Source organism: Chitinophaga sedimenti (assembly GCF_023156195.1).
Classification (GTDB): domain Bacteria; phylum Bacteroidota; class Bacteroidia; order Chitinophagales; family Chitinophagaceae; genus Chitinophaga; species Chitinophaga sedimenti.
This window is the reverse complement of record NZ_JAKUKA010000001.1, coordinates 2,664,355-2,681,521: the sequence shown is the minus strand read 5'-3', so window position 1 is coordinate 2,681,521 and position 17,167 is coordinate 2,664,355. Positions and strand designations below refer to the sequence as shown.

At 50.9% G+C, this 17,167-nt stretch carries 19 protein-coding genes; 4 read left to right on the top strand and 15 right to left on the bottom strand.

The features are described from left to right. Positions 1-32: 32 nt before the first annotated feature. Genes MKQ70_RS15295 through MKQ70_RS15285 form a run of 3 tightly spaced genes read right to left on the bottom strand, consistent with a single transcriptional unit; the run spans position 33 to position 824 of the window. Positions 33-263, bottom strand: a complete 231-nt coding sequence (locus MKQ70_RS15295; RefSeq protein ID WP_248081397.1) for a penicillin-binding transpeptidase domain-containing protein — start codon at positions 261-263, stop codon at positions 33-35. Next, the gene (locus MKQ70_RS15290) at positions 263-604 is read right to left on the bottom strand and encodes a penicillin-binding transpeptidase domain-containing protein (protein ID WP_248081394.1); all 342 of its coding nucleotides are present in this window, start codon (positions 602-604) and stop codon (positions 263-265) included. The genes MKQ70_RS15295 and MKQ70_RS15290 overlap by 1 nt, the downstream gene beginning before the upstream one ends. Next, positions 525-824 carry a hypothetical protein gene (locus MKQ70_RS15285; protein WP_248072332.1) on the bottom strand — a complete coding sequence of 100 codons (300 nt, stop codon included), beginning with the start codon at positions 822-824 and terminating at the stop codon, positions 525-527. The genes MKQ70_RS15290 and MKQ70_RS15285 overlap by 80 nt, the downstream gene beginning before the upstream one ends. A 47-nt stretch (positions 825-871) precedes the next feature. On the opposite strand from MKQ70_RS15285, the gene MKQ70_RS15280 reads away from it, so the two are divergent. Beyond that, positions 872-1,552 carry a hypothetical protein gene (locus MKQ70_RS15280; RefSeq protein ID WP_248072331.1) on the top strand — a complete coding sequence of 227 codons (681 nt, stop codon included), beginning with the start codon at positions 872-874 and terminating at the stop codon, positions 1,550-1,552. A gap of 25 nt (positions 1,553-1,577) precedes the next feature. Beyond that, positions 1,578-2,069 carry a cupin domain-containing protein gene (locus tag MKQ70_RS15275; RefSeq protein WP_248072330.1) on the top strand — a complete coding sequence of 164 codons (492 nt, stop codon included), beginning with the start codon at positions 1,578-1,580 and terminating at the stop codon, positions 2,067-2,069. 34 nt (positions 2,070-2,103) lie between these two features. Here MKQ70_RS15275 and MKQ70_RS15270 read toward each other — a convergent pair whose 3' ends face one another. The 9 genes from MKQ70_RS15270 to MKQ70_RS15240 all read right to left on the bottom strand — a co-directional run bounded on the left by MKQ70_RS15270 (position 2,104) and on the right by MKQ70_RS15240 (position 12,156). Further along, complete coding sequence (locus MKQ70_RS15270; protein WP_248072329.1) at positions 2,104-2,511, bottom strand: hypothetical protein; 408 nt, start codon at positions 2,509-2,511, stop codon at positions 2,104-2,106. Positions 2,512-2,522: 11 nt separating this feature from the next. Further along, a complete protein-coding gene (locus MKQ70_RS38535) occupies positions 2,523-2,873 on the bottom strand; it encodes a RagB/SusD family nutrient uptake outer membrane protein (protein WP_282456547.1) in 351 nt (116 codons plus the stop codon). Further along, positions 2,870-3,982 (bottom strand): RagB/SusD family nutrient uptake outer membrane protein, encoded by a 1,113-nt coding sequence (locus MKQ70_RS15265; RefSeq protein WP_282456546.1) that lies wholly within the window; start codon positions 3,980-3,982, stop codon positions 2,870-2,872. The genes MKQ70_RS38535 and MKQ70_RS15265 overlap by 4 nt, the downstream gene beginning before the upstream one ends. A 14-nt stretch (positions 3,983-3,996) precedes the next feature. Continuing rightward, positions 3,997-4,377: a hypothetical protein gene (locus tag MKQ70_RS15260; RefSeq protein WP_248072328.1), complete on the bottom strand. Its 381-nt coding sequence runs from the start codon at positions 4,375-4,377 to the stop codon at positions 3,997-3,999. A gap of 11 nt (positions 4,378-4,388) precedes the next feature. Next, positions 4,389-5,237 carry a SusC/RagA family TonB-linked outer membrane protein gene (locus MKQ70_RS15255; RefSeq protein WP_248072327.1) on the bottom strand — a complete coding sequence of 283 codons (849 nt, stop codon included), beginning with the start codon at positions 5,235-5,237 and terminating at the stop codon, positions 4,389-4,391. Beyond that, positions 5,159-7,420 (bottom strand): SusC/RagA family TonB-linked outer membrane protein, encoded by a 2,262-nt coding sequence (locus MKQ70_RS15250; protein WP_248072326.1) that lies wholly within the window; start codon positions 7,418-7,420, stop codon positions 5,159-5,161. Before MKQ70_RS15250 ends, MKQ70_RS15255 begins: the two co-directional genes overlap by 79 nt. A gap of 64 nt (positions 7,421-7,484) precedes the next feature. Then, complete coding sequence (locus MKQ70_RS38530) at positions 7,485-7,847, bottom strand: RagB/SusD family nutrient uptake outer membrane protein (RefSeq protein ID WP_308199034.1); 363 nt, start codon at positions 7,845-7,847, stop codon at positions 7,485-7,487. Next, positions 7,826-9,280 carry a RagB/SusD family nutrient uptake outer membrane protein gene (locus MKQ70_RS15245; RefSeq protein WP_282456545.1) on the bottom strand — a complete coding sequence of 485 codons (1,455 nt, stop codon included), beginning with the start codon at positions 9,278-9,280 and terminating at the stop codon, positions 7,826-7,828. Before MKQ70_RS15245 ends, MKQ70_RS38530 begins: the two co-directional genes overlap by 22 nt. A gap of 11 nt (positions 9,281-9,291) precedes the next feature. Beyond that, complete coding sequence (locus MKQ70_RS15240; protein WP_248072325.1) at positions 9,292-12,156, bottom strand: SusC/RagA family TonB-linked outer membrane protein; 2,865 nt, start codon at positions 12,154-12,156, stop codon at positions 9,292-9,294. Between the two features lie 446 nt (positions 12,157-12,602). On the opposite strand from MKQ70_RS15240, the gene MKQ70_RS15235 reads away from it, so the two are divergent. Both MKQ70_RS15235 and MKQ70_RS15230 read left to right on the top strand, forming a co-directional pair. Next, entirely contained in the window at positions 12,603-13,256 is a 654-nt protein-coding gene (locus MKQ70_RS15235) for a LacI family DNA-binding transcriptional regulator (RefSeq protein ID WP_248072324.1), read from the top strand. Continuing rightward, entirely contained in the window at positions 13,214-13,609 is a 396-nt protein-coding gene (locus tag MKQ70_RS15230; protein WP_308199472.1) for a substrate-binding domain-containing protein, read from the top strand. The genes MKQ70_RS15235 and MKQ70_RS15230 overlap by 43 nt, the downstream gene beginning before the upstream one ends. A 62-nt stretch (positions 13,610-13,671) precedes the next feature. Here the strand turns inward: MKQ70_RS15230 and MKQ70_RS15225 are convergent, their stop codons facing one another. From MKQ70_RS15225 to MKQ70_RS15215, 3 genes are read right to left on the bottom strand one after another with little or no spacing between them, the layout of a single operon-like run. Continuing rightward, positions 13,672-14,808 (bottom strand): TlpA disulfide reductase family protein, encoded by a 1,137-nt coding sequence (locus tag MKQ70_RS15225; protein WP_248072323.1) that lies wholly within the window; start codon positions 14,806-14,808, stop codon positions 13,672-13,674. A 25-nt stretch (positions 14,809-14,833) separates the two neighbouring features. Next, the gene (locus tag MKQ70_RS15220; protein ID WP_248072322.1) at positions 14,834-15,775 is read right to left on the bottom strand and encodes a discoidin domain-containing protein; all 942 of its coding nucleotides are present in this window, start codon (positions 15,773-15,775) and stop codon (positions 14,834-14,836) included. 16 nt (positions 15,776-15,791) lie between these two features. After that, positions 15,792-17,162: a RagB/SusD family nutrient uptake outer membrane protein gene (locus MKQ70_RS15215; RefSeq protein ID WP_248072321.1), complete on the bottom strand. Its 1,371-nt coding sequence runs from the start codon at positions 17,160-17,162 to the stop codon at positions 15,792-15,794. Positions 17,163-17,167: the final 5 nt, after the last annotated feature.

Below are 17,167 nucleotides of genomic sequence, written 5' to 3'. Positions count from 1 at the left end.
AGGGAGGCAGTGTTATGTGAATATTAAGCGTATCATATTTCCACCCCATACAGCGCCTTCAATACCTCCGCCGTAATCAACTTCCGCGCCTTCCCGAAACCGTCCGTATTACGCCCCAAAGGCATCATAATCCGCGTACAGAAAAAGTACACGTTCCCTTGATGCTCCATGTACCCCGTCCACCAGCCAATGTGCCGGCCTTCGGTGCGCGTCCAGCCGGTTTTGGAGCGTACGGTAATACCCGGCTTTTGCGACGTGATCATCACCCGTTTAAAATGTCCGTATTACGGCGGGAGAAGATCGTTTTGTGCTCATACACTTTAACCAGGAACGCGACCTGTTGCTGCGGTGTTACTTTCATGGGGCCGAAGTTCCAGAAGTCGTCGCCCTTTTCGCTCAGGTCAAGGTTGCCATAGACAGAGCGGCGCAGGTAAGACAGGTAGGTTTTGCGGGGGATGTTTTTGGCCATCTCTATAAAAGCCCATCCGGCAGACACTTCAAAGGCTTCTTTTATGCTGATGTTTTTATAGATATCGGGACGATAGCCGTACAGCGTAGTGTCCGTTTTTCCCGGCCAGTGAATGATCGCGTTTTCGTCCTTTATCGTTTTTGTTTCCAGTCCTATTAACAGGTTGATGATTTTGAAGGTAGATGCGGGTTACATGGCGCGTTGCGCGTCCAGCTGTCGCTGTATAGCCATTTTTAGTTTGATAGTCGTAAATGGTGGTGCTGCCGGTTACGCCGTGTTGTTTAAATATATTGGTGTTGATCTGGGCAGCGGCGGAAAAACTACAGAGTAGCAGGATGATCAGGTAACGCATCATCTTACTAAGATAAAGAGTGATGGATAAATATTTAGTATTTTGGAGGTATGGAAGTCGACTACGAGCGTTTTAAACGTAACTATGAAACTTTTTCAGGAAAGTTAGATACTCCCGAAAAGTTACAGGCTTTTAATCACCAATACGTTCAGTACAAGGAGCGTATGGAGCATAATGATTACTTCGAGCCTTATGAAACCGCATCTGGAATGGATTGGTTAGCATGTTACCATGATAGGCTTAACACCTTGCTCGGCTTCAACAAGCTGAAAGAAGGCCAGTTGTATTTTATGACAGTGCCTTCTTTTACGGCGGAAAGTATATTAATGGTGGAGGCGGGCGAAGGAGCATATTCCCTCAAGTATTACATCCTCGAGGAAAATTACTGGCTCAGATATGATAAGGATCGGGCACTTACAACTATTCCCGGTATGCTGTCGGAAGGGGTGCTGGAAAAACATTCAGGTGATCAACTGTTTGAGCTGGTAAAACTTATCGTGGCTGAAGTCAGATTGCCCTATCCGGGATGGTTTACGCTTGACGGAACGGGCCGTATCATCTCCATGATCATCGACGGAAAGCGTGTAGATATTCACAAAAACGCCTCCGAACACACTAAACCCGACCGTGTCTTTGCTCTTTTCGATGCCATTATCGCTCTCACCGGCCCGAATGCAGACAAAGCCGCCGTTGATAAATTGATGGCAGAAGTACAGTCCCTATACCAATAGGAACACTTCTTGCTATAAACCCCTCATGGACCCGAAACGTTACTTCCTGCAGGACGACGGCCTGTTCCCCAACAGCCCCCTGCCTGTATTACATTTCGAAAGGGCGCTCCAGCTGCCCGTCTTCTTTTCTGCCCTCCATGTAAAACGCCTGCTCCACCGCCATGGCTGGGGAAATAATTGGCGGGGCGGCATCTTTACGTATCATCATTACCACAGTACGGCCCACGAAGTGCTGGCCATCATAGAAGGGCGGACAGACCTGCAGATAGGCGGGCATAGTGGGGTGGTGCTGACCATAAGGAAAACGGACGTGGTGGTTATGCCCGCCGGGGTGGCGCATAAGAACCTGGGGTCGGAGCGGGATGTGGATGTGATTGGGGGCTATGCGGACAATCGTAAGTTCGACCTGAATTATGGCGCGCCGAGCGAACGGCCGGGTGCGTTGAAAAATATAGCTTTGCTGCCGCTTCCGGATAAGGATCCGGTTACCGGTGAACAGCTGCATTGGGGGCATTAAAAAGGCCGGCTTTGTGAGCCGGCCTTTTTAATGGTTAAGGTGTTACTTTTATGACAAACGTTCTGCTGGTAGGCTTCCCGTCTAAGTCGGTAGCGAGTATCCGTACCGTAGTTTCCGTGGTAATGCCGGTTAGGGCATAGTTTACGTTATACACAGTAGGAGTAAGGCTGAATTCGTTGTACGTTTCCAGCAACTCTTCCGGACCGCCTGCTACGGTTTTATACAATTTAATTTCCTTCAGTTTTACCGGTGCGCTTACGCGGGCTTTCACCGTCCAGGTGTTTACGCCGGTGGCCAGGGTGGTGGTTACAAAATCGGGATTTTCCACGGCTGTACCGCGGTAGTACAATACTTCCGGCGGAAATTTATCGAAGAAGTTATCCTTTTTGCAACTGGAAAAGCCCAGCAGCACCGCGGCTAATATTAAAAAGATGTTTCTCATGGTGTTCATATTTACCAGCCTGGATTCTGCTGCATGTTCGGATTGTTGTTTACTTCAGATTGGGGGATGGGCAGCAGGTTGTGTTTCTGCTGGAACACCCTTCTTTCCCAAACCCTGATGCTGTACACAAAAGAACCGTCCGGTTTTTTCAGTACATCATGTTCATACACGGTTTTCTGTGTTTGCTCACCAATTACCCAGCGACGAATGTCAAAGAAGCGGTGATCTTCGAATGCCAGCTCAATCCTGCGCTCGTTGCGGATGAATTTACGCATCTGCTGCTGGTTGGTTACTACCCAGCCATTGCGGCCGAAGGTAGTGGCGATATCCGGCATGTCGGCGCGGGTCCTGATCTGGTTCAATACCGGATCACGTCCGAACGATCGGCTCCGTCAGGTAAGAATTCGTTCATGGCTTCTGCATAGTTCAGCAGCATTTCCACCAAACGGTATACGGGGAAGTTATGACTTGTTTGTCCCTGTGTACCACTGTTGTTGATGGTTATGTTTTTCGGGTCCGTGAACTTACGCAGGAACAATCCTGTGTGCGCATAACCGTTGAGGTATTCCTGGCCCATAGAACCGTCTTCGGCCCTCCAGGTATTGAAAACGTTACCGCTGAACATGGCCTGATTATACCACAGTGAATGGTAGAAGCGGGAATCCCTGTTCTCATAAGGCTTCTGCGGATTAAAACCCGAGGCTGGGTTTACCACGAACTGGCCGTTTGCGTCCAGCAGTGGATTACCATATTCGTCGGTCTGGTATACCGGGTAGCCGTCTTTGGTTTCGAAAGCGGCGGCGTAGTTGTAGGTTGGCAGGGTGTAAGAGGCGTCGCCGGTACGTTGCATGGCGCCGGGAAGCTGCCATTTGTCCAGCTCATTCGTCAACCCTTTTCTTGCATAGCCGAGAATATACTCGGTATTTACACGGGTGATGAAAACGTTGAACCAGCCCATAGCTTTCATGGAGCCGGGATAAGTAACACGGGTGCCGAAGTAGTTGGCAGGTTCTGTTCTTACCACGAGGCTGTACACCTGCGCGCCATTTTCATCTTTGTGGTCGATCACCGCTTTAGCCGCATCTGCTGCCGCTTTCCAACGGTTGATGTCGAAGCTGCCCCATGACCACGGACTGGCCGGACCGGCAGCCGCACTGTTAAACAGCGGGCTGGCCAGGTGCAACAGGAGCCTCGCCTTGATAGCTTTGGCCATGCCGCTGGTTACGCGCATAAAGTCGATACCGGTTTGTTTAGCCGGCAGGTTTGCTGCGGCGAGATCGCATTCGTCCACAATGAATTTCTGTATCTCTTCGAGGCTGGCGCGGGCGGAATACAATTCGGGAGAATCGCGGTCCAGCACTTTAGTGATGATCGGCACGCCACCATACCAGCGTACGAGTTCCGCGTAAAAGAAAGCACGCAGCAACACGGCTTCATATTTCATACGCTCACGTACCGCTTCGGTGTTCATGTATTGCTCCGGATCTATGGGAACATTATCGATCTTGCTGAGGAAAGATTACAGGCGCGGATGGCAGCGTAATAGTCCGCCCAGCGCTTGAACTTATCGGGCATGCTGGTAGGGTTGTACGCGCCCACGTGTACGGTGTTTGCCCATCCCCACCAAGGACGCGATTCGCCATCATCTGTAGTGGCGTCCAGGTATACGTTATTGTCCCAGCTGTTGGGAATACGGCGATAGATGTCCGTCAGGAACTCTTTCGTGTACTTCGCGCTGGCAAATACTCTTTCCTCGTTGAGGTCGCCCGACTCCGCCTTGTCCAGCAGGCCCGCGCCATCTTTGTTGCAGGATGCGAACACCAGCAGCAGGAGGAAGTAAGCTAATTTTTTTATGCTCGATTTCATGATCGTCTGTTTTACAAGGTTACTTTAACGCCCAGGTTCCAGGTTCTTAACTGCGGATAAGCACTGCCGATTTCGCTGTTGGATTCCGGATCCCAGCCCAGCATTTTATCCCAGGTCAGCAGGTTGTTGCCATTTGCGAAAAAGCGTACGCCGTTTATTTTAACACGCGACAGCATAGCTTTAGGCAGGTTATATCCGATTTCCACGTTTTTCAGGCGCACATAATTCCTGCTATACAACCAGTAGGAAGATTTGCGGTGGTTGTTCGTGTTTTCCGAAGGGTGCAGCCTTGGATAGGTTGCATTTGCCCAGGTGGAAGGATCATCCGGGTTGTAACGGCCCAGGTGATGGCGCATCACTTTACCCAGCTGGCTGAATTCCCATGCTGCATCTTCTCTGAAGTACATGTCGGCATTACCGCCACCCTGTATCAGCATATTGATGTCGAGGCCTTTCCAGCCACCACCAAGGGTGATGCCGTAGATGAATTCCGGAACGGTACCCATACCGATAGCACCTTCATCGTAGCTGTCTACCAGGCCATCGCCGTTCAGGTCTTTGTATTTGATATCGCCTGGATAAACCACCCCGTAAGACGGGATAGGCAGCTCTTTCCGCAGTACCGGGAAGCCGCCCTCGAGTACGAGGTCACCGTTGGATGTCAGTTCAAAATCCTCCCGCGCATACAAACCATTGTCGGTTAACCCGAAGTGTTGTCCGATACGTTTGCCGGTACGGCGTTGCCAGTCGTATCTTTTGCCTTCTTCATCGATCCTGTTGATCACGTTGCGGGCGAAAGTGAAGTTACCTTTGACCAGGTAGTTGAAGTCGCCTTTTTTATCGGAGAAGCCCAGTTCCATATCAAAGCCCTTGTTGTGAACGCGGCCAATGTTTTCCGGGGAAGACCTTGTCCGTCCGTTCTCGTAGAGCCCTGCGGGTTATTCATACCGAATACCAGCGGCAGCGAGTAGGGGATAGCAAGAATATCGCGGCGGTGCTCGGAGAAGAAGTCGGCCGTTAATGTAATGCGACCATTCATCATCTGTGCGTCGAAACCAATATTGCTCTTTTTCGCTCTTTCCCAGGTTACGAAAGCATTACCAGGCTGACCTTCTGCGATACCTCTCTCGGAGCTGGGTTGTTCACCCCAGAACACTCTCCAGCCGTCTTCGTTAGGCATGTAGTTATAACGCTGCTCGTACAGGTAGTTAAAGTTGCCAATCCTGTCATTACCGATCTCTCCGTAGGAGCCCCTGATTTTGAGGTAATTCACGAAGTTATTTTTACCCCAGAATCCTTCCTCTGATGCTACCCAGCCCAGTGAAGCGGCGGGGAAGAAGCCGAAGCGGCGGCTGGGATCGAACTGCATAGAGCCGTTATAACCCGCGTTCACTTCGAACAGGTATTTGTTTTTGTAGCCATAGGTGGCACGGCCTACCCATCCTAAATAACCGGTGGGAATCTGCGCCTGTACAAAGTCCTGTATCTGTTGATACAAGACCATACCGGTAACGGCATGATCGCCAAAGTTGCGGTTGTAGTTCAATGCACCCTCAAAGTGTTGCCTTCTCCTGGTGGCATCGCCGCCTCTGCCGGTAGAAATCGACAGTTCGGTCGGGCTCTTGTTCAGGAGATATTGCCCGAAGCGGGTGTATTCATACAGGAGTGGTTTTTCCACTATGTCGCGGCGCGATTCGTAGGTGCTTACAAAACCTATGAGTGCACGGGCAGATAAGCCTTTGGTGATTTTATTCAGGTCTTGTTTGATCGTGAAGGCTCCTTCCAGTACGTTCTTGTTACGCCTGCGGTTACCGAACTGGGACAGCAGGGCGTAGGGCGACAGGCGGCTTTCGTCAGAACGGCCACCGATACTGCCATCCGGGTTGATATACGTTTGGAAGTTTGGCGGTAATCTTCTTAATTTATCGAAGAGGTCCTCGTCGAAGTTCGGTTGTTTCCTTTCTTCAAACCTGCCTGTTAAGTCTACCCCCACTTTAGTAGAGGATGTAACGGTGAAGTCCAGGTTGGAGCGGAAGCTCATACGGTTATACTCTGTATTGGTCGGGTATCTTGCGTTCGGGAATTCCTTATACAAACCTTCCTGGTGCAGGTGGTTCGCGGAAATAAAGTACTGCAGCACTTCGTTGCCGCCTCTTACGCTCATGTTCGACAGCTGCTGCCACGACGCTTTGCGCATGAAATCTTCATAGAAATCATTGTCGGGGTGCGTGTATGGCGAGTTGCCCAAACGATAGTGTTCCAGGTCGCTGGCAGTGTATTCCAGCGGTTTGCCTTCGTTCTTCAGTGCTTCGTTCATCAATGTAGCATAGTCGTAAGAACCCAGGTAGTCCGGTTTACGGATAGGCTGTTGTACAGCGGCCTGTGTAGACAGTGACAATACAGGACGGCCAACGGTACCGCGTTTGGTGGTGATGAGGATTACACCGTTCGCACCGCGCACACCGTATACGGCAGTAGCAGAAGCATCTTTCAGTACAGAAAACGTTTCAATATCCACCGGGTCAATCTGCTGCCATTCTCTTTCCACACCATCTACCAGCACCAGTGGTGCGGTAGTATTGGTCGTAGCCATACCGCGGATGAGTATCTGTGCATTGTCTGCACCCGGTTTACCGGAACCCATTATACTGATTACACCAGAAACACGGCCTGCGATAGCATTGGACAGGTTCGGAGTAGAGGCGCGTTGCAGTTCTTCGGATTTTACCTGCGAGATGGCGCCCACCACGCTGGCTTTCTTTTGTGTACCGTAACCCACCACTACATAGTCGCCCAGTTTGGTGGCGTCCGACTCCATCGTAATATGGAGACTGGATTGATTGCGGATGGCAACTTCCTGTGCCACAAAACCGATATAAGTAATCTGTAGCACGCCGGTAGTGCCGGTCAATGTCAATTTAAATTCGCCTTTGGGATCGGTCACCACCCTGTTGGAGGTGCCTTTCTCCGTAATGCCGGCGCCTATAAGCAGCTCGCCGGACGCGTTCACCACCTTACCGGTGATGGTTTTGCCCTGCGCCATCACCTGGGTGATAGAAACGCACAGCAGCAGGAGGAAGAATAGTATTTTTTCATCTGTTGCGTTTTTAGAGCCAGTCGGGATTTTGGCGCATGGAGGGATTACGGTTCATTTCTATCTGCGGGATAGGGAAGAAGTAATGTTTGGTTTCAAACACCTTGTCTTCCACTTTCACATTCGGATTATACGTGAACGTACCGTTTGCGTTGCGGGTAGTCACCATACCACGAATAAACTTCGGCAGCGATTCAATGATCATCCAGCGACGCACGTCGAAGTAACGGTGATCTTCAAATGCCAGCTCGATGCGGCGCTCGTTGCGTATCAGGTCACGCAGCGTTTCCTGGTTCAGCGGAATACCGCGGCGGGTAAAGGTGGTCTGCACATCGGGCATGCCAGCGCGTGCTCTTACCAGGTCCAGCGCCTGCACCGGTGTAAGGGGGCTGAGGAACCAGGTACGATGTAAGACGGCCCGCCTGCCTCGTTACCGGCTTCCGCCAGGTTCAGCAGCACTTCCGCGTAACGGAAATATACCCAGTTGTGGTACACGGTGCCGGTGTTCTGTGCCGGGTTTGCATTCGCATAGTCCATGAACTTGTTCAGGTAGTAACCTGTTTCCGTTTTCGCGTTACCTGTAGCATTGGCGCCACCGGTGAAAATCTGGAACGTATAGTTATTCTGTCCCGCAAACTTGGCGTAACGTGCGCCATTATAAATGATGCTCGCATAAAAACGCGGGTCCCTGTTATCGTAAGGAGCAGCTGCCTGCGCGGTATTATTCCAGTTGAACAGCGTTCCGTTCGACATCTCGTACGCGTCTACCAGGTCCTGCGAAGGACAGGTGCCACCGCGTGCGTTGGTAAAACCAGCGGGGAAGTTATCGTTCTCTGTATCGCGGTTGGGCGTGCGCAAGCGGGCGAAGATCAGTTCGCGGTTAGTAGTGCCGGCGCCCCAGGCGTTAAAGAATGAGGAGTAGTTAGTCTGCCCGTTTGTACCGGGGCGGTACAATTGGTACCAGTTAAGGTCTACCACTGACTGTGCGGCCTGTGCGGCCAGCGCCCAACGGTTAGCATCTACATTGCCATAAGAGGTGAGGGAGTCTTCACCAGCGCGGTTGTACAACGGGCTGGCAGCGTACAGCAGTACTTTTGCTTTCAGCGCCATGCAGGAACCGCGGTCGGCACGACCCACCTCGTTAGGCTCATAGTAAGGTTCTGCCGGTAACAAGGCGTATGCTTCGTCGCAGCTGCGTACAATAAAATCTACTACAGATTTTACAGAATTCCGCGGGGTCAGTACGTTTTCAGACGCCTCGAACGAACGGTCCACGATGGGGATACCACCCCAGCGCTGGAACAGGAACCAATGGTGTAATGCGCGGATGAAAATCATTTCGCCCATCATACGGTTACGGAAACGCTCGGTCGTGGTGGTCGGCAGCAGGTGCAGGTTTTTGATGGCGGTATTGGTTTTACGATTACCATGGTAACCGCCATACTTCATCCAGGAGCCTATTTCACCGGCGCCATCGCTCGCGCGCCAGTATCTCATATTAGACGGGTTCCAGTTGCCGGCGCTCATGCGTTGTGCGGCAGAAGGAACGGTTTTGTTAGTAGATACATGCATCGCTTCGTCACTCGCGGAAGCCAGCATCGCGTTGCCATCCAGCCAGTTGAAGGAGGCGGATACATCTGCCGGGAGGTCGGTATAAGCGTTGTTGATGAACATCTCCGCACGGGCAGAGTCGCTGAACACGAATACATCCGACTTGAATTCCACCGGAACGGTTTCCAGCGGACGCATACAGGAAGCGGCCGAGGTGCAGAGCGCGATGGTTAATATACTGATGTTAATTTTTTGCATAGTCATAACGTTTAGAAGGATACACTGATACCCGCATTAATAATACGCTGGATCGGATACAGCACATAGTGGCCGGAGCGGGCTTCTGTGTCTACGAGGTCGGTAGAAGACCAGGTGAACAGGTTGTAGCCGCTGGCATAAATACGCAGGTTGTCCAGTTTGATCTTTTTAGCGATCTGCTGGGGAAGCGTATAACCCAGTTCCATTGTTTTCAGTCGTACCATTTTACCATCTCTTAACCAGTAAGTAGAGGTGCGCTGGTTGTTAGCCTTGTTGGCGAGCGACAGTCGTGGATAAGAGGCATTCTCCCAGGTAGTCGCATCTTCCGGGTTGAAGCGGCCCAGGTGATGATCGCGAACGGTGCCGTTATCGTGGAATTCCCAGATAGACTCGCCGGTGAGCGGCAGCTGCTGACCACTGTGACCAGTGAACATCAGTCCCAGGTCAAATCCTTTATATTTAGCGCCAAAGCCAACACCGTATTGCATCGTGGGGAAGTTACCCTGACCGAGATACACCTCGTCATAGGCATCGATCACGTTATCGCCGTTCTGGTCCTTGTATTTGATATCACCGGGTTTCACCTGGCCGAATGTTTGTCTCGGGCTGGCATCTATCTCCGCCTGGTCTTTAAACAGTCCCTGCGCCTGCAGGCCGTAAATACCGTCTAACGGACGGCCGGTACGCGCCTGGTAAGCGAAGAGCGGTTTCTCTTCACCGCGGTTCAGGACTTTATTTTTCGCGCTGGTAATGTTACCCATGAACGACAGTTCCACGTCGCCAACCGGCTGTGTATACTGCAGGGAAGCGTCGAAGCCTTTGTTCTCGATGATGCCGATCGGGAAGTCCGGGAAGCGGATACCCATGATGTATGGCAGCGCAGGCTGGATCATGATGTCGTTGTTCTTCTCATAGAAGTAGTCGAACGAGAAGTTCAGCCTGTTCTTCATCAGGGTCACGTCGATACCCACGTTTGTTTTATGCACTTTTTCCCAGGTGACGTTGTCGAGCGAGAAAGCTGTTTCCTGGAAGCCGTTGTAGCCTACGGAGGTGTAACCGAAGTTAGGGCCGCCGGCGCTCTGGTACTTCTGGAACCAGAGGAAGTAACCGCCCACATCATCGTTGCCGGTAATGCCGTAGGAACCACGCAGTTTCAGCAGGTTCACCCAGGTCGCGTCTTTCATGAAGGCCTCTTCAGAAATCACCCAGCCCAAAGATCCCGCAGGGAAGAAACCGAATTTGTTACCAGGTAAAAACTGCTCGGAACCCTGGAAGCCATAGTTGAACTCCGCGAGGTAACGTTTATTATAGGCGTAAGATACACGTCCGTTCGAGCCGAGATAGGCGCGGGGAATGTTCTCATTATTTTCAGAAGAGATGATACGCTGGTTCACCGCTGCTACGGCGCTAACCGCGTGCAGCCCGAACGTACGCTGGTAGTTCAATGCACCTTCGTAGTTCAGGATACGGCGGGTACCGGGGTATTCCACACCGGAACCCATTTGCGTGTCGGAGCCGGTTTCCACGTACTTGATACTGCCGTTCGGGTTGTACTCAACGTTACCGTTTGCCTGGCGCAGGTCATATACCTTAAACGACTTGCTGCGGTTGGTCACCATATCGTACCAGCTGTCGAAAGCAACAGCGCCGGTGATAGATAAACCCGGTGTGATGAAGTCCAGCTCGTGTTTGCCGCGCAGGGTGGCGAACATGCTGCGCACATAGTACAGCGAGTAGCCCTGCTTGTTCAGCAAACCATAAGGGTTCTGTGAAAAGTCTTTCGTACCGCCGAGTTTCCCGTCCGGCGTCAGCACCGGGAAGGCATTGGGTGGTGTTTTATATAAAGTGCGGAACACGCGTAAAGCTGCATCCCCGCGGGCGCCGGGATAGGTGCGTTGTTCCCGGCGACCGGCCAGGTCCAATGTAAGACTGAAACGTTTGTTCACGTTTACATCAATATTGGAACGGATGGTAACCATATTAAAATCTGCGTTGGTGTTGTAAGTGTTGGCAGCCTTATCCACCTTATACAAACCGCTGTTCCCCGTGTAGCCCGCCGACAGGAAGTAGCGGGCGTTTTTGTTGCCGCCGCGCACATCCACGCTGTAGCGCTGCTGCCAGGTTTGCTCGTTCACATACTGGTCGTACCAATTGATGTTCGGGTACAGGTAGCGGTCTATATCCGACTCATATACACCCATCGCAGCGTTCTTGTACTTTTCCAGGTCAGCCGCGCTGTACTTCGGTGCCGCGCCATCGTTGGTCAGCGCTTCGTTGTACAGGGTAGCATACTGGAAAGAGTTCAGCAGCTTGGGTGTAGTCGTAGGCGCCTTTACACCGCCGCGGGCATTGAAGGTTATCTTAATAGGTCCTTCCTTACCACGTTTGGTAGTAACAAGCACTACGCCATTACCGCCGCGGAGGCCATACTGCGCAGTTGCAGCGGCATCCTTCAGCAGCGTAATGGTTTCTATCTCGTTCGGATCCAGAAATTCCATGCTACGCTCAAATCCATCCACCAGTACGATGGGGGAGTTGTCGCGGAACGTGCGTTTGCCACGCATCTGGATTTCAGCGCTTTCACTACCCGGCTCACCGTTGTTTTGCATTACGATAAGTCCGGCCAGTGTACCCTGCAAGCGGTTGGAGTTGTTGATGATAGGTACATTTTCCAGTGGACGGCCCTTCACCTGCGTAAACGCACCGGTGACCTCCTGGTATAACTGTTTGCCGTTAAAGGTGCTGATCAGCACGGAACTGTCGGGCTTTTGCGCGGTAGCGGCCAGCGAAAGGCACAGACAGATAATGACCCCGATAGACGCTCTCAGGTACAGTTGGTACTTGAGCAGGGCCATGCTTGAAACTGTTCTTTTCATAAGCGTGAGAATTCTAAAATTGTTATTCTAGTAGTTTTTAAAATTGGTCGATTTGGCTGACGAATACGTAAAAAGACCCGTTCACACGGTTGGTGCGATAAAATAAACATTGACAACAGATAGATTAATTATTCCCGTCAGGGCATACGCACGTGGACTTCCTTCTTCACAGACGCGGAACTTGTTACATCATTTAATACATCATTACTATTACATCATTTACCCAGTTTTTCTTTCGTTGCTTATCAGCAAAACCATTACATACGCATAAGTTGTTTTTGTTTTGACTATTGATCCATTCGTGGAATTCTAAAACCGTGGTTCAACTTAGGCAAATTAAGCGTTCTTTTTACCTTTTTTTTACGGAAACGTTTCCGTGAATCTCATCATTTTTCTCCTTATAAATCAGTGGAATAGTAGTATTTTAACGCTTCCGGAGCAGATTCATGAACAAGATCGACATTAAATACCTGGCAAAGGAGTTAAACCTTGCCATTTCCACGGTTTCGCGTGCGCTGAGAGACAGTCACGAAATCAGCGCGAAAACCAAAGAAAAGGTGTTTGCCCTGGCGAAGCGTTTAAATTACCAGCCGAATGCAAACGCCAGTGGTTTACGCGCACAGGAAAGCAAAATAATCGCGGTAGTGATCCCCGACATGGTGAACGACTTTTTCTCGCTGGTGATCAGCGGGATCGAAAAGGTAACACAGGAACAGGGCTACCACATTCTTTTATACTTCACGCATGGCGATCATGCGCTGGAGGTATCTTTTATTAATACGTTGGTCAATGGCAGGGTAGATGGTGTATTGCTGTCTATCACCGACGAACATAATAAGAATGAACACCTCGAACAGTTGAACCGCAACGGTATTCCGCTTGTGCTGTTCGATCGGGTGAGCGAAAAAATGGAAAATGTAAAAGTAACGTCCGACAATTATGAAAGCGCCGTCACTGCCACCAAACTCCTTACGGATAAGGGTTGTAAAAAGATTGCCTATTTAAAAGTGCATCGCAACATCCCCGTGGGCACCATCCGCATGAACGGTTATCTGGAATCGCTCAAAAAATATGCGAAGCAAAAACGCCGCTGGTTTTAGAGTGTCCTACTGATAATGATGAAGCGTTTGCCGCTATTCATAAAATGCTGCTCGCCGAAAGGCCCGACGGTATTTTTGCTTCTGTGGAAAAACTCGCGGTGGTCGCTTATCGCGTGTGCGAGCAAATGCAATTAAGAATCCCGGAAGATATTAAGATCATCAGCTTCTCTAATCTGCAAACAGCTGCATTGCTCAATCCTTCACTCACCACCATTACACAACCCGCTTTCGAAATAGGAGAAACGGCTGCCAGGGAGCTGCTGCGGATTATTAAGAAGAAAGGCAGTGCAAAGGCAGATGTGGTATTGAAGTCGCGGTTAATAGAGCGGAGGTCGACAGGAGGAGAGAAGTGATAAAGATATATAGCAAAAGGGGGCTGACCAATACATTGGTCAGCCCTTTTGCTATGGTTTATTTATTTTAGAATCTTCGCCAGTTCCGCCGAGAGATCATCGCCACGCAGGTTGCGCGCAATAATTTTTCCACTCGGGTCGATCAGGAAGTTCGAAGGAATTGCTTTGATGCCATACAGCACCGCCGCTTCGCTGTTAAAACCTTTCAGGTCAGAGATCTGCGTCCAGGGCATGTTGTCCTGTTTCACAGCGCCCAGCCATGCTTTACGACCATTTTCCTCATCGAGGGATACACCCAGGATGGTGAATTTTTTGTCTTTAAATTTATTGTATGCCGCCAGCAGATTAGGGTTCTCTGCACGACAGGGTTTACACCATGATGCCCAGAAATCAACCAGTACATACTGACCGCGGAAATCCGACAGTTTCACCGATTTGCCGGTAGAATCTTTCTGTTCGAAGTCCATCGCCATTACGCCGGTGTTGGTTTTTTTACCGGTTTCGATGGCCTTTTGCAGTTGTTTACCGAGGGCCGAATTACGCATGCTGGCCGGGAAACGCGCGAACTTAACAGCCGCGGTGTCCGGGTTAAAGTTATACGACAGCTCTACCTCCTGGAATACACGCAGGGCGATATAAGAAGTTGGGTATTTCGCGAGAAACACTTTGCTTACGCTGTCATAACCCGCCTGCGTCTGGCGCATGATGATACCCGCCGGTTTCAGCCAGGCCAGGGTGTCTTTGCGCTGTTCCGCCGTGAGCGACCAATATACTTTCGTGAGCGAGTCGGCGCTTCTTTTGTAAGGGTGGCGCCACTGGGCGAGCAGCCTGTCTTCATCATTCGTTTTGGAACCTTTTACTGCTGCGCGAAACACGGAGTCGGGCGAGGTTACGGTGATGTTAGCGTTCTCGATGTAGAACTGCAGGTAATCCATATAACCATTTTTAGCCAACGACCCGGTATCGTGCCTGATTACGATAGACGCCGATGTCGGATTCTTCAGTTGTCCTTTGAAGGTAAACTGCCCGTTTTTCAACAAGGCGGAATCTGCAACTTTCCGGCCGTCGTCCGTGTAATTCAGGTAAGCCTTCGCGGGTGCGTTCAGCTTGCCTATCTTCCCCTTGATGGTAAAGCCCTGCTGTGCCATGGTGGCTAATGGCAGTAAGCAGCTGGCTGCGAGGATGAATTGTTTTTTCATGTATCTTTTTTACGTTGGTTTTAAATTAAGGCACCAGTCCAATACCGCTGATAAACACCGCTTCGTAGGCGTTTGAGTATTTTACGCAGGACAATGCGGTGAAGCGCAGGTAGCGTGCGGTGGTCACACCGAGGTCTACCGACTGCATATTATTGACGATGTTGCCGTTGAATACACCTTTGTCCGTCCAGGTAGTACCGTTCATGCTGGTCTCGATCCGGAATGTGGTCGGGTAACCGCCCAGGGTTGGGTATCTTAATGCAGTGGGTACGTAGTAATTCACCGCGGTAAATGTCACCTCTTTATTAAAGTTGATGCTCACCCATTGCGGCATGGTTTGCGTAATCAGGCTCGCCCAGAAGGTGGTGAGGTTATCGGCGTCCAGCAGGTTGGCAGGAGCGGAGGTGCCGTTCTGGGAGGAGAAGCCGGCGATCGTCCAGCCAGTTTTGTTGATCACGGCGGGTTTACCGGTTTTAAACACGAAGTACAATACGCGGCTGGTCGCAATGCCGTCCGGGTTACCGTCTACCGATTTAATCACCACCGGCAGTACATACGTGCTGTACTCTATCAATTTCGTTTGCTGGCCGATATTCAGCTCTGCGGAATCGGACAGGGTTTCACCGGCACGCAGCTGCGTCATCGACTTAAAAAAGATATAGGAGGTGGTGGGCAGGTTCAGTGCAGCCGCACCATATTTCGCACGGTACGCGTTTATTTTGGTCGAATCCACGGCAAAGCTGATCCAGTGGTTCGACTTCGCCGCGCCGCCGGTAATAGCGGCGTTCAGGCGCAGTACCATGAGCGAATCTTTTAAAATCGAGATCGGCATTTCAATGGTGTCTTTATCCGCCGCGCGGGTAAAGGCAATACTGCCCGCAGGCAGCATCGCAGGTTTGTCGTCTTTACTGCAAGCCGCTACCAGGGCTATCAGCGGGAGGATTATTGCTATTAATATCTTACGCATGATGTCTGTTTTGTGATTAGGGATTCTGTTGCATACCTGGGTTGAAGGCGATGGCCTGTACCGGGATCTGTAACGTATAACGGTTGCTGTGCGGCTCCAGGGTGGATATAGCCGTGCCCTGCGCGTTATAACGCGTTACAGCAGGCATGCGGCCTTCCTTGTCGAGACGGCGCATTTCGAACCAGCGGGTACAATTGAAGCCCATTTCATGATATCTTTCCATCAGTATTTCCTGGATCACAGCTTCCTTGTCGGTAGATTCGAAACGTACATAAGAAGCAGTGGGAAAGCGGTTTTTACGCACCTCGTCCAATTGCTGCAGGGCCACGGTTAAGTCGTTGGCGCGGGCGGCGCTTTCGGCGATGATCAGTTTCATTTCCTGTACGGACGTACCTGCGTTTTCATAAGTAAACACCGGTGTCATCTGCGCAGGGAAATACAGGGTAGCGCCGCGTGTGGTGAAGTTATATCCGTCTGTGTTGTAGTAGAATTTACGCACACGGAGGTCGGTCTTGGCGAAAGTACGCATGTAGTCCAGCGTTACCGTGTTGTTACCGATGATCATCTTACCATAAATCACATCCTGGCGAATACTTAAAAAGTTAGATGCAGGATTGGCGCCGTTGTAGTCCAGCATGATGGCTTTGGTGCTGGTTAAAGCCATTTCCGCATATTTCTTCGCTTCCGTATAATTCCGGGCGTAAAAGAACACCCGCGCCAGCAGACTATATGCCGATGCTTTAGAACCACGGAAACGGTTGGCGCTGTTATCTTCCGGTAAGTCGTCGACAGCGGCGTTGGTATCGTCGATGATGTGTTTGTAGATTTCCGCCACGGTGCTCCTGTCCGGTACCACCTGCGACACATCGTTCGAGGTTACGAAGGGCACGCCGGGATCTTTAGCGGCAGTGGTTGAATCAAACGCTTTTCCATATTCATTTACGAGGTAAAAATACTCCCAGGCACGGCCTAACAGCGCTTCTGCCCGCAGTGATCTTTTCTGGCTGAGCGTACCTGCCACGGCCTTATCGATGCCGATGAGCAACGTGTTGTATTTGTTGATCCTGGAGTAATGCTCGCCCCAGAAATACGGCGCTACATTAATATCGGTCGAAAACTGTTCGCCCCAGGTGTATACCAGTTCTGCGGCCAGTGTCGGCGGATTGGTAATGTTGGGTACATCCACATTATCGCCCAGGAAGTTCAGGGTCCCGTAAGGTATACCGGGACCGTAAATCAGCGCCTCATCATTCAGCCACTGGTCATAATCCGCCACGGTCGATAATAATCGTTTACCCTTTGGCGTAACATCGAGGTATTTATCGCAACCGGTCAGTGCCAGGAAACCCAGCAGCAGCGCGGTAATATTATATTTATTGAGTTTCACTTGTG

Bases quoted from the DNA above. Each gene is read 5' to 3' on its own strand.
- MKQ70_RS15295 (WP_248081397.1), bottom strand. From the start codon at position 263: ATGATCACGTCGCAAAAGCCGGGTATTACCGTACGCTCCAAAACCGGC.
- MKQ70_RS15285 (WP_248072332.1), bottom strand. From the start codon at position 824: ATGATGCGTTACCTGATCATCCTGCTACTCTGTAGTTTTTCCGCCGCT.
- MKQ70_RS15280 (WP_248072331.1), top strand. From the start codon at position 872: ATGGAAGTCGACTACGAGCGTTTTAAACGTAACTATGAAACTTTTTCA.
- MKQ70_RS15275 (WP_248072330.1), top strand. From the start codon at position 1,578: ATGGACCCGAAACGTTACTTCCTGCAGGACGACGGCCTGTTCCCCAAC.
- MKQ70_RS15270 (WP_248072329.1), bottom strand. From the start codon at position 2,511: ATGAGAAACATCTTTTTAATATTAGCCGCGGTGCTGCTGGGCTTTTCC.
- MKQ70_RS15265 (WP_282456546.1), bottom strand. From the start codon at position 3,982: ATGAACACCGAAGCGGTACGTGAGCGTATGAAATATGAAGCCGTGTTG.
- MKQ70_RS15260 (WP_248072328.1), bottom strand. From the start codon at position 4,377: ATGAAATCGAGCATAAAAAAATTAGCTTACTTCCTCCTGCTGCTGGTG.
- MKQ70_RS15255 (WP_248072327.1), bottom strand. From the start codon at position 5,237: ATGGAACTGGGCTTCTCCGATAAAAAAGGCGACTTCAACTACCTGGTC.
- MKQ70_RS15250 (WP_248072326.1), bottom strand. From the start codon at position 7,420: ATGGCGCAGGGCAAAACCATCACCGGTAAGGTGGTGAACGCGTCCGGC.
- MKQ70_RS15245 (WP_282456545.1), bottom strand. From the start codon at position 9,280: ATGCAAAAAATTAACATCAGTATATTAACCATCGCGCTCTGCACCTCG.
- MKQ70_RS15240 (WP_248072325.1), bottom strand. From the start codon at position 12,156: ATGAAAAGAACAGTTTCAAGCATGGCCCTGCTCAAGTACCAACTGTAC.
- MKQ70_RS15235 (WP_248072324.1), top strand. From the start codon at position 12,603: ATGAACAAGATCGACATTAAATACCTGGCAAAGGAGTTAAACCTTGCC.
- MKQ70_RS15225 (WP_248072323.1), bottom strand. From the start codon at position 14,808: ATGAAAAAACAATTCATCCTCGCAGCCAGCTGCTTACTGCCATTAGCC.
- MKQ70_RS15220 (WP_248072322.1), bottom strand. From the start codon at position 15,775: ATGCGTAAGATATTAATAGCAATAATCCTCCCGCTGATAGCCCTGGTA.